General features: G+C 40.9%; 8 protein-coding genes. 3 read left to right on the forward strand and 5 right to left on the reverse strand.

Features of this window, described 5'->3' with window-relative positions:
• Nucleotides 1-104 precede the first annotated feature (104 nt).
• From GBI66_RS02720 to GBI66_RS02730, 3 genes are all read right to left on the reverse strand, one after another.
• Entirely contained in the window at nt 105-1,586 is a 1,482-nt protein-coding gene (locus tag GBI66_RS02720; protein WP_005192817.1) for a sodium:alanine symporter family protein, read from the reverse strand.
• 94 nt (nt 1,587-1,680) lie between these two features.
• Nucleotides 1,681-2,916 (reverse strand): sodium/glutamate symporter, encoded by a 1,236-nt coding sequence (gltS, locus tag GBI66_RS02725; RefSeq protein WP_005192821.1) that lies wholly within the window; start codon nt 2,914-2,916, stop codon nt 1,681-1,683.
• Between the two features lie 190 nt (nt 2,917-3,106).
• Nucleotides 3,107-4,456 carry a DcaP family trimeric outer membrane transporter gene (locus tag GBI66_RS02730; protein ID WP_151715084.1) on the reverse strand — a complete coding sequence of 450 codons (1,350 nt, stop codon included), beginning with the start codon at nt 4,454-4,456 and terminating at the stop codon, nt 3,107-3,109.
• 424 nt (nt 4,457-4,880) lie between these two features.
• Between GBI66_RS02730 and GBI66_RS02735 the strand changes: the two genes are divergently transcribed.
• Complete coding sequence (locus tag GBI66_RS02735) at nt 4,881-5,585, forward strand: nitroreductase (RefSeq protein WP_151715085.1); 705 nt, start codon at nt 4,881-4,883, stop codon at nt 5,583-5,585.
• A gap of 22 nt (nt 5,586-5,607) precedes the next feature.
• On the opposite strand, the gene GBI66_RS02740 is transcribed toward GBI66_RS02735, so the two are convergent.
• Nucleotides 5,608-6,822 carry a multidrug effflux MFS transporter gene (locus GBI66_RS02740; RefSeq protein WP_005192829.1) on the reverse strand — a complete coding sequence of 405 codons (1,215 nt, stop codon included), beginning with the start codon at nt 6,820-6,822 and terminating at the stop codon, nt 5,608-5,610.
• Nucleotides 6,823-6,929: 107 nt separating this feature from the next.
• On the opposite strand from GBI66_RS02740, the gene yccS reads away from it, so the two are divergent.
• Nucleotides 6,930-9,104 (forward strand): YccS family putative transporter, encoded by a 2,175-nt coding sequence (yccS, locus tag GBI66_RS02745; protein WP_151715086.1) that lies wholly within the window; start codon nt 6,930-6,932, stop codon nt 9,102-9,104.
• Nucleotides 9,105-9,210: 106 nt separating this feature from the next.
• Nucleotides 9,211-9,792 carry a YcxB family protein gene (locus GBI66_RS02750; protein ID WP_151715087.1) on the forward strand — a complete coding sequence of 194 codons (582 nt, stop codon included), beginning with the start codon at nt 9,211-9,213 and terminating at the stop codon, nt 9,790-9,792.
• Between the two features lie 207 nt (nt 9,793-9,999).
• On the opposite strand, the gene GBI66_RS02755 is transcribed toward GBI66_RS02750, so the two are convergent.
• Nucleotides 10,000-12,192, reverse strand: a complete 2,193-nt coding sequence (locus tag GBI66_RS02755; RefSeq protein ID WP_151715088.1) for a TonB-dependent siderophore receptor — start codon at nt 12,190-12,192, stop codon at nt 10,000-10,002.
• Between the last annotated feature and the right edge of the window lie 150 nt (nt 12,193-12,342).

Below are 12,342 nucleotides of genomic sequence, written 5' to 3' on the forward strand. Positions count from 1 at the left end.
TAGCTGATCTAAAAACTGTAGTATTTTTTGTATTTGTCATAAAAACAACATAAAAAAGCTCCTCGAAAGGAGCTTTTTAGGATCTCAGCTTAACTTAGATCAAATTACCAAATATCAGAATCGACTTTTTTCTTCAATTCTGGATAGTTATCAATCTTAAACTCAGGCTCTTTAATACCTCGTTTAAGTTGAGAGGTATAGTCTTTCAACAATGTACGTGCCATCGGTGTTAACAACAAGATTGCGATCAAGTTAATAGTTGCCATGATACCCATGAACAAGTCAGCCATCGACCAAACCAGTGGAACACTACCAATCGCACCGAAATACACCATCACCAATACAAAGATTCGGAAGATGAACATGACTTTCGGATTGTTATTAATAAACTGCACATTACTTTCTGCATAAGCATAGTTGCCTAGAACAGCTGAATAACAGAATAAGAACAACAGAACTGCCAAGAAGTCAGCACCCCAATGTCCGACTTGCGTCTCCAATGCACGTTGGGTTAATTCAACCCCAACAAAGCCTGCATCGTGATAAACACCTGACACCAAGATAATGATCGCCGTACTGGTACATACAATGAAAGTATCTACGAATACACCGAGCATTTGTACAAGACCTTGGTTCACGGGGTGTTTTACATCAGATGCTGCAGCCGCATTCGGTGCAGAACCCATACCCGCTTCGTTTGAGAACAAACCACGCTTGATACCTTGCATCATCGCCATTGAAATCATGGCACCAAAGAAACCACCCGCTGCCGCATTAAACTGGAATGCTTCCGTGAAGATTAGTTTGAAGATACCTGGAAGAAGTTCGTAATTGCTGATTGCAATATACAAAGCAACCGCTAAATACAGACCCGCTTTTAATGGTACAAACATTTCTGCAAATTTAGCGATACGTTTGATACCACCAAAAATTGCCAATGCAACCAAAACAACCAGTGCAAGACCAACCCATGAAATTTCTAGATCAACACCACCTAAGTGAGCGATGAGATTTGCTTTGTCCCAACCCCAAGCGTGCGAAGAAGCATTGGCAATCGCATTGATCTGAACTGAGTTAAATACAAAACCATAGGTAAAGATTAGTGCAAGCGCGAAGATCACACCAAAGGTTTTGCTACGTAAGCCTTGAGTAATATAGTAAGCTGGACCACCGCGGAATTGCTTACTATTACTGTCTCTCACTTTAAATAATTGTGCGAGTGAAGATTCGATAAAAGCTGAACTCATACCGAGTAATGCTGTAAACCACATCCAAAACACAGCACCGGGTCCACCAATCGCAATCGCGATCGCAACACCAGCAATGTTACCTACACCAACTCGACTTGCTAACCCCGTTACAAAAGCCTGAAATGGTGTAAGACCATGTGAATCTTTTTCTTCACCTTTGGTGCGACTGCCTCTCATCACCTTGATACTGTGAAAGAACATTCTAATCTGTACAGCTTTGGTCGCAACAGTATAGAAAATACCTACAGCAAGCAGGAAAACAACGAGGAAGTCCCATAAAGGATCATTGAAAAAACTTACCCAAGCCATCAGGGTGTCATTTAATTTTTCATTCATCACTTATTCGCTTTTAAATATTTTATGTACATCCGTACATATACGATAACAATGGATGAATCAAAAAAGCCCCACTTGGGGCTTTTGATCCGACTTAGGCAAAGAATTTCAAAATTAATTGAATTACTGTTGCGTTAATTAAATCAACGAAGAACGCACCACAAAGCGGAACAATCAAGAATGCTTTATGAGATGGTCCATACATATTGGTAATCGCTTGCATGTTTGCAACCGCAGTTGGTGTTGCCCCCATACCAAAACCACAGTGACCTGCTGCTAATACGGCTGCATCGTAGTTTTTACCCATTACACGGAAAGTAATGAATGCAGCATACAATGCCATAGTAATGGTTTGCGCACCTAAAATAACGACAAGTGGACCAGCTAAATCCGCCAATTGCCATAATTTCAATGAAAGCAATGCCATCGCAAGATAAAGTGATAATGATGCATTACCAAACACATCAATTGCACGGTCAAAGATATCTACTTTTAATACGCTTTCTAAGATATTACGTAAGATCACACCACCGCCAAGTGCCCAAACAAATGTTGGTAACTCGAACCAAGTGCCTTTACTGAAACCAGTCATGAATTCTGCAAATGCTAAACATGCAGCAAACATACCCAAAGTGGTAATCGCATTATCGGCTGTAATTAAACGAACCTGATGTGGGTTTTCAAATGGTGCTAGCTCGTCAGGATGTTGATCTAAATGCGTATCGCGATCTTTAATCTCTGCTGGAGTCTGTGCTTGAGCAAGGCTATAACGATTGATCAGCAATTTTGCCAATGGACCACCGATAATACCACCGATAATCAGACCAAAAGTTGCACTTGCCATACCTAAGGCTAAAGCACCTTGAATCCCATGCTGAGTTTCAAGAATTTCACCCCATGCACCTGCAGTACCATGACCACCAGTCAGTGTAATTGAACCTGCAATCAAACCGATTAAAGGATCAATACCTAATATGGTCGCTAGGCTCATACCCACAGCATTCTGCACCACAATAAATGAAGCGACACAGATCAGGAATAGAACTAAACCGATTCCCCCCTCTTTCAACTTCATGAAATTGGCACTTAAGCCAATCGAAGCGAAAAAGATCAGCATAAAACTGGTTTGTAATTCACTACTAAAAACAATACTGTAACCCCAAAGCGAGTGTACAAGTAGTGAAAGTACCGCTGCAACCAAACCGCCTGCTACAGGCTCAGGAATGTTATAGCGTTTTAAAAAGTCAATTTTATTAACCAGTAAACGTCCTAATAACAAGACGATCACCGCCGAAATTAGGGTATAGAAACCATTAAAAGTAAATTCCATATCTTCTTCCGTATATTTTATCAGTTAGGTCGATGGTTTTTTGCCATCTCGAAACTCATAAAATAGTAACTCTCAAAATGAGTGAAAACTCAATCAGCTTTATAAAAAGCATACAGTTCTATATATGAACTTTTGCTAATTATGAGTGATTCAGTTTTCACGGATGATTTTCATCTGCTGGGTAGATGGCTTAGAAATTGTAGCGAGCCATTGCCCCTACACGATTATCTGTACCCTTTTGCCCATCAAAGGTTTTACGCTCGCCATAGATATACTCAAGACCAAACGTAATCGGTGTAACTGGTGAATACATGATATTCCACCAACCTTGTTGCAAAGTCTTGTTCTGTGCAGCATCTTTTGCGATCACAGCCTGCTTAGCAAAGTCATTACTGTCATCAGCAAACATTGCACCATAAGCCAAAGTACTACGTAATTTAGGGTTAATTTGATAAGTTGCACCTAAAGTTAGGGCATCGAACTCATTCAGATTTAAACCGAAATTATTAGGATTTACATTGTAAGCATTGTTGGTATACAACAAGAATTTACTATCGCCCTTCACATGTGAATAGTCGATCATCGCCTGCAATGCATCGGTGAACTTATATTTTGCACCAACCGCAACACCCCAGCCTAACTCTGAATCATTAGCACTGAGTTGTTTGTCATTATTATAAGCAGCTCGACTGCGTGCTTCAGTAAGCAATGCACGTGCCGAACTTGTGCCTTTGCCTTCAGCAAAATCATATTTCACTTTTGAGGTTAAAGCTGGCGCACGGTTATCGTCACTGCCTTTTTCTAAAGCAACGGCATAACTCGTTTCAGGGTTAAACTTGCCACTATAACGAACCATTGGCGTACGGTAAGTCCCGATCCCCAAAGGTGAGTTAAAATCAAGCATTTCAGGCTGTAAGTCAGTTGCCAAGAATGTTGAGGTAGTTTGACCAAATAACCAGTCATTCATTGTTAAATAAGCATGACGGATGCGGATGGTGTCATTGCTTGTGCCGCCACGGAAGTCAACTTCTAACTTACCGCCAACGTTAGCACCTTCAACAGGTGCTTTAAAATCAAGACCAAGACGGGTTACGGTCGCAGTGCTATAAAAACGGTCACTGTTCTTTTCAGCCCCTTCCAGATCAACTTTATTGATACGGTTAAAAATACCGTCACCACCTTTAGATTGATAAGACGCATCACCACGTAAGAAACCGTATAGCTTCACTTCTGCACCAGAAGCAGTACTAAACGTTAATGGAGATTTTTTTGAAGTAGCCGCAGTCACAACTGAGGTATTTTGATTTTGGGTTGCAACAACTGGTGTGGCAGGCGCTACAGCGACCTGAGTCGCATCATTTTGTTGTTTTGCCTGGGGAACATATTGCTGTAATAACGCTTTTAATTCCTTGACTTCATCGCGAAGTTGCTGAATCTGTTCTTGCTCGCTGGCAGCATGTGTACTGTTCATCATTAAGGCTGCAACAGTGATTGCTAAACCTTGCATTACGAACGGCTTACGGATGAGAGATAAACTCATGAGAAGCTCCTTGTATGTAGTGTATATTTCAACATTTCCCACAGCGCTTGAACTGGATAAATTCAAGCTATCTGTAAATAGAAAATTCCTCCTTACTCAACCAGCAAGGAAAGCCTAATCAATTTTAAAAAGGGCGTATTATGCATAAATTTCGGATATTGTGTGTACTTTTTATTTAAGGAGTTCTCGTCATTTTCGCGTGAATAAAAAAATAGTTTTTCGATTTCATTATGTTACTAATAGTTTTATTTTTCACACAAACCAAACAAAACACATAAAACACACTACAACTTATCTTAAAGCATTCTTTTTGTGATTATTTTTTACACACCGCTAAAGTTGTATGTGAAAAACTATCTGCAAAAACCATTTATTGATTTATAGTCTGCACACATTAAAAGATCAAAATGATGAGGAGTTTTTTATGAACACGGAACAAGTCCGCTATGTAGATGAAGCGATTACGTCTCGTCATTCAGTCCGTGCATTTTTAGATACCCCTGTCGAAACACAAACCATCAAAGATATTTTAGCGGTAGCAAGTCGTGCGCCTTCTGGCACCAATGTTCAGCCTTGGAAAGTCTATGTGGTGACAGGGCAAAAACGTGCAGAGATGATTGATCGTGTTTGCACTGCCCAAATTGAACTGCTACAAAAACCTGAGCTTGCAGCACAATATCAAGAGACTTTTGCCTATTATCCTGCAACTTGGATTTCACCGTTCATTGATCGTCGTCGTGCCAATGGTTGGGGTCTGTATGGTTTGCTGGGCATTCAAAAGGGTGAAAAAGAAAAAATGGCAGCACAACAATTGCGTAACTTTCAATTGTTCGATGCCCCCGTTGCTTTATATTTCACTGTGAATAAAGTCATGGGTATCGGCTCCAAAATGGATATTGCCATGATGATTCAAAATGTCATGGTGGCCGCTAAAGCGCGTGGCTTAGATACTTGCCCGCAAGCAGCATGGAATCATTTCCACCCAATCGTACTCGATATTTTGGGTGCGCCAGAAGATGAAGAACTGGTCTGTGCCGTAGCTTTAGGTTATGCCGACTCAGACCATATTGTGAATACTTTCATTACACCACGCGAGCCAGTGGAAAACTTTACGGTGTTTCTCGATTAAGCATGTAGATAAAGCAGTTTCTCTAAGCTGAGAGACTGCTTTGCTGTTTCCCTACTTTTAAAATGGCGAACAATCCCGCACTGGTAAATAACAGCATCATGATGCCCATGTTCAAAGATGCCTTCCACACCAAGAAGTTCAAGATAATCCCAGCCAACAGACCACAAGCAAATTGCATACTGCCCATAATCGCACTTGCCGTACCAGCACGCGCCCCTTGCTGAGACATCGCCAAAGCCATCGCATTCGGGCCAGTTAAACCAATTCCAGACACCACCAAGAATAAGCCCGACATTAACAGTAATAACGGTGCATCCGCCATAAGACCCGCACTTAGCACAATCAATGCCCCAAAACATTGAATCAAACCACCCAAACGCAGGCGTTGGAAAATTCCCATTCGGGTATTCAAATGTTTATTCAGTGAGGACATCAACATAATCCCTGCTGCATTCAACGCAAATGCATAAGAGAAATGTTGCTGAGACAATCCATATTGCCCCATAAACACTTCGGAAGCAGAGCTGATATAGCAGAATAAAGCTGCGCCGGTTAAGCAGCCCGCAAACATTGGTACTCTAAAGCTCTCATCTTTGAGAATAGCAGCATAGAGTGTGGTGACTTGATAAGCCGATAATTTTAAACGGCGTTCAACAGGCAGTGACTCTTTAAAGAAGAAATGTACACAGAGCCAGCACATCACCCCAATCATCGATAAAGTGATAAAAATCGCTTGCCATGGAAAGAAATTAAGAATCCATGCACCAAAGATTGGTGCCAGAATCGGTGCCAGCCCCATCACAATCATCATGCTGGAAAAGGCTTGTGCAGAACCGTGCATATCCAGACGATCACGAATGGTTGCTCGCGCCATGACCACACCTACACAGCCACCTAAAGCTTGAAATATACGAGCTGCAATCAGTGCCCACTCATTGGTCGCAAAGACACAGGCTAAACTGGCAATCGCATAAAGCCCTAAGCCAAAATATAATGGCTTTTTACGTCCAATACGGTCACTGACAGGCCCATAAATCAACTGTCCAATCGCCAATCCCAAAAAATAAGCGGGTAAGGTATTGGCAACCATTTGTGTACTGACCCCGAACTCATCTGCCATTTGCGGCAAAGCGGGTAAATACATATCGATCGACAACGGCCCTAATGCGGTTAACAAAGCAAGCAACAAAATCCATGCTGTTGAATATTGACGCTGATTGGTTTGCTCTGCCTGCATAATGCTCTACTTTTCATGTTAATCACCATTCTAAGCTTAGCATCCTCAACATATTTGTGCATAATAAGAATCAGAAAATTGATTGCAGAATACAAAAAGGACAAACTTTGAATCCTTGGTTCGGACGTTTAAGACAAGCAACCTATAACACCACGTTTATGTATAACGTGCGTATGTTAATCGCCTTTACGGGGACTGCTTTTGTTCCCTACCTTTTAAATTACCAATTGGCAACGATTCCCTTAACACTCGGTGTCGTTGCCGCAGCCATTAGTGATATTGATGACCGCTTTTCTGTGCGCATCATGAACCTGATTTATACCTATATCGGGTTCTTCATTACAGCGGCTTCGGTTCAACTGTTATTCCCCTATCCGATTGCCTTTGCAATTGGATTAATCGCCTCTTGTATCGGCTGGATCTTATTGGGTTCTTTAGGTCGTCGCTATGCCACCATTGCCTATGGTTGTTTAGTCATTTCGGTCTATTCAATGTTGGGCGTACATTTATTTGAACAATGGTATCTGCAACCTGCTCTGCTTGTTGTTGGTGCGGCTTGGTATGGTTTACTTTCTACTATCAGCTTTCTATTGTTCCCTGTACGTAAAGTTCAAGATCAATTGGCTGCGTCCTACACCGCCTTAGGGAGTTTCTTATTCGCTAAATCAAACTTATTTGATGTGGATATGACCCCCTCTAGCTATCAACAAAGCATGATTGATATCGCCATGGAAAATGGCAAGTTAGTGGCGATCTTTAACGATATGCGCATGTCACTGTTGACACGTCTCAAAGGTGACCGTGGACAAAAGGGAACTCGACGCAGTCTGCAATACTATTTTGTCGCTCAAGATATTCATGAGCGCGCCGATTCAGCGCATATCGACTATCAAAAACTGGCAAAAGTCTTTCAACATAGTGATATTTTATTTCGCTTTCAAAGGATCTTATCAATCCAAGGCAAAGCCTGTCAGGATTTGGCTCAATCTATTTTAAGTCGTACCCGTTATGTGCATAACAAGCGCTTTAAACATAGTTTTGAGAACTTGCGTTTATCATTAGAAAAACTGCGCAAAGATGGACACTATGACCAAGTCAGAATTAATGCCTTATTTGCACTTTATCAAAATCTCAAATCGATTGATGCACAATTACAAAACCTAGAAACTGAACGAAATCTGCAAAAGATCAATGCACAACATACTGAAAGTCAGTTAAAAGATGATGATCTAAAAGGCTGGAATGACATTATGGTGCGGGTGAAACAGCATCTCACACCTGAGTCTGTATTGTTCCGTCATGCGGTACGTTTATCGATTGTATTGTTTATTGGCTATCTGTTTATTCAACTTACCAATATCGCCTATGGTTACTGGATTCTGCTCACCGCGTTATTTGTATGCCAACCCAACTTCAATGCCACCAAACGACGTTTGTATTTACGTATCGTCGGAACATTGGTCGGTATTATCGTTGGTCTCGCCATCATCTATTTTATTCCTTCAATAGAAGGGCAATTGGTGATGTTGATTCTGAGTGGTGTACTGTTTCTGGAGCTGCGCAGTAAGCAATATGCGCAAGCTACTGCTTTTATTACCATCCTTGCGTTAATCAACTTTAATCTGGACGGCTCTGCATTCGCTGCAGGTTTACCACGTTTTATTGACACCGTGATTGGCTGTGCCTTGGCATGGTTTGGTGTTAGCTTTATTTGGCCAGACTGGAAATTCCGTAGACTGCCGCGTTCGATTCAACGTTCTCTTCAGGCGCAATGTAAATATCTTGCCGAAGTGGTAGAGCAGTATCATCAAGGTCGTAATAATGCCTTGAATTATCGTGTTGTTCGACGTGCCGCACATAATACCGATGCTGAAGTGGCTTCCCTGATTTCAACAATTGCAACTGAACCAAATATTGATGTGAATCAAAAAAGTTTAGCTTTTGAATTTTTATGCCTGAGCCATACTTTTTTAAGCTATATCGCAGCATTAGGCGCACACCGTGAGCAAATCCAAGATCAGGAAGTATTGGGTTTACTCGATCAAGCTTTAGATGACATTCAAGGTGCGCTGCTCAGAGATGAAGTTCCTGATTTATCAGCACAAAATCTGATGCAAACCATCCGTGATCGTCTCAGCCGCAATGAAGATAATGATCCAGAATCGCTGATTATTTTGCAGCAACTTTCACTGATGCTCAGTGTGTTAACACGTTTAAGTATGTTAAAACAAAGCCTCAGTCATGAGCCTAATGAAGATGGTACCGAATTTGCTTCACTTTAAAGGCTGCTGAGATTGCAGCAGCCCGCCAGGATTCGCCTTTGGCATAATATCTTTGCATGCCAATAGGTGTTAAACTTAACCCAGTTATATACTCGTTTTCTATATTATGACCGCCAAAACGCTATACGCTTATACGCTACAACCTGTTCCTTACGAAGTTTCTGAAGCTGAACAACGTCAAGCTCAACTTATGATTTGGCGTAGTACTAACAAATTCAGCCGCAAAGCATGGATGATTATGATTGCACTGGTTGTGCTTTCTTTAGTTGCTGCAGGACTTATTAAATATTACTCCACTTACTCAACTGTGATTTGTTGGGTAGTGATTATCGGTGTGGCACTTTTCTACCTGATCAAACGATTTGGTTTGGAATGGTATGTCAAACGCAAGATGACCGAATTCCCTGTTCAAGAAATCAAAGGACTCCGTTTAGGTGTACAACCTCATGGTATCGTGATGCGCCAAAAGATGGGCTTGCAAGAAGGTACAGCAACGATTGGTTGGAAAGACATTTACGAATGGTATAGTTCGCCTGACTTTATTTTGGTGAACTTTAAGGTAAAAACAAAAGGCGAAGAACAACAAGGCGCCTATATTTTGCCAAAGCGTATGGACTCGAAAAATTTCTCGTTCAATACCGTACGTAAACACTTAAACGAAACTGTTGGCGCACCTAAATCAATTTAAGTTTTAGTCTCTGACTTAAAAAACCTCCCTACATGGGAGGTTTTTTTAATGGTATCAACAATATTTAGCGTCTCTAATCATTGCAATTATTGGTGGAGTCGTTGTCGCACTTCTTATCAAGTTTATAGGAATCTAAATGAAAAAGATGAGCCTGTTTTTAGTCTCATCTTTTCTTTAAGTAAATATTAGCGCCAGATCCAAACATATTTACCAGTTGATATTTAAACCCAGTGATCCATTACGAGCTTCGCCTATATTGACTGCTCCCCAATCTCCGCCAGCCCAATATTTTTTATTCAGTAGATTATTAATATTGGCATTGACCGTAGCATCATGCCCAGCCAATTTAAATTTATAAGATAACCCCGTATTAAGGATACTATAAGCTGGAAGTTTGAGATCATTACTTGTAGATGTATAAGAAGCCCCGTTGTAACGGACATTACCATGCAAGCTTAATCCTCCAATAGCTTTTAACTGATATTCAGTATTTAAGACAGCCTGCCACTTGGCTGCATTTGCGGGCCTATTGCCCAGAATAGCTTGATTAGCTTCTGAAACCCGATCAATACTTGCATCCAAGCCAATCACACTAACGCCCAATTTCCATTGATCGCTAGGACGATAACTGCCATTTAACTCTATACCTTGATAAGTGGTTAAACCATCTTGTTTTAAGTAGCGTTGTTCATCTTGAAATCGATCAATCACTGCAGCTCGTTCAATTTTAAATAAGGCAGAACTCAAGCTAAACGGTGCAATATCATATTTAAACCCTATTTCATATTGCTTGCTCACCGTTGCTTTTAAAATTTCTCCAGCATTGGCGTACATTTCACTTACACGAGAACCGGGTTCCAGACCTTCAACATAACTAGCGTATAAGGTTGCATCAGTGTTTGGCTTATATAAGACTGCAACTGTTGGGGTCGTGGTTTTAGTGCTATAACCTGAATTTTTAGTTGGATCCCGATCGACATCTTCACGATCAAAATAAGTATAGCGTAAGCCAAGAATCGTCTGCCAATGGTCATTTAAATGGATAGTATCGCTTAGGAATCCATAGCTTTGGCTTTCATCACGGTTTTTAGGCGCAAGACTAAAATCAGGAGTACGTGCAATGATAAATTTTTGTTCTTGATAAATATTTCCATTAAAATCATTTCCATAATACATTTCATTGCTATAACGATCTAGGCTCCGCTGATACCCTCCCCCCATCACCACTTCATGCTCAATCACGCCAGTGCTAAATTTACCATTGAACATCAGCTGATTAACGTAGCTTTCTAACACGCCCGCAAAATCATATAATCTTCCAGAATAATCCCCATTCCGGTTTTGTAAATTTGCAAAGGTCTTCCTTGATTCATGTTCCTTTGTCGTATATCCAAATTGATATTTACTGTCCCAATTTTCATTAAACTTCCAGTTAAAGCCAGTTGAAGCGATAAAGGTTGAAGTATCATAGTAAGCATTATCAACATTCAGATTTTTGTAGTCGTAGGTCGGTTGTGGCAATTTCCCACCACTCCCCGCAACAATATAAGCACTTGAATAAAATTGAAAGGGTTCGTGTTTGAGCTTGTTTTTTTCGTAAGTAAAATTCGCATCCCAGCTCAGCCGATCATTAAATTGTTTATCTAATGCCAAAGAACCCACAAAACGATTTGAATCTGCCGCATTGTAGGCTTCGCCTTTTTCTCCGCCCATGACGACGCGATAGCCAATATCACCAATACTGCTTCGATCACTACTGTCTATGAATGCTGAAAATAAGCTGCTATTTCGATAACCCACATCCACCACGGTTTCAGGAACCTCTTTCGGACGTTTTAAGCTATAGCTGATTGCCCCACCAGGTGAGCCAAAGCCATACATAAAACCTTTTAAGCCTTTTAAAGCTGTGACGGTTTCGGCAGCTTCAACTGGAAAATCACCTCCCCAATATAAATCCATTGGCAGACCATCGGCATAAAAATTACGGACACTTAACCCACGAATTTGCGCTCCCCACCAATCGGTCGTGGCTGAACTGGTCGGTGAATAAACAGATGCATCATTGGCAAAAATTTGTGCGATAGACTTTGCGCCCCGTTTACGAATATCTTCACTCTCTACCACTGTCATAGAAAAAGGCGTATCCAAAACAGAACGCCGCCCTAAAGCACCAGACTCGATTTGTTTTTTTAATTCATCCTGTTGATTAGCCCTAACTTTAATTACAGGAAGCGAAGAAGTATCAGTATCATCACTAAGTGGCACCGCATCGTTCATCATTGTAGGCTTAATTTGCCCCTCCTTTTCAGCATAAGCCGTAGAAGAACTTCCAAAAAACATACTGAATAGTGCAATTTGAATTGTTGTTGCAAGTACTGTTTTTCTATGTTGAAAGGACATATTCCCTCCTCATCAATAAAAAATATTTCCTTTCGTGCAATGAATGTTTTGATCTCAACAAAATGACAAGACTGTTGTTACAAGCGCTTGATAAAATGAAATATTTGTAACCAAATCTGTGATCAAGCTATAGATCAATTGCAGGGTTAG

It is taken from the genome of Acinetobacter sp. TUM15071 (genome assembly GCF_008980925.1).
GTDB lineage: Bacteria > Pseudomonadota > Gammaproteobacteria > Pseudomonadales > Moraxellaceae > Acinetobacter > Acinetobacter dispersus.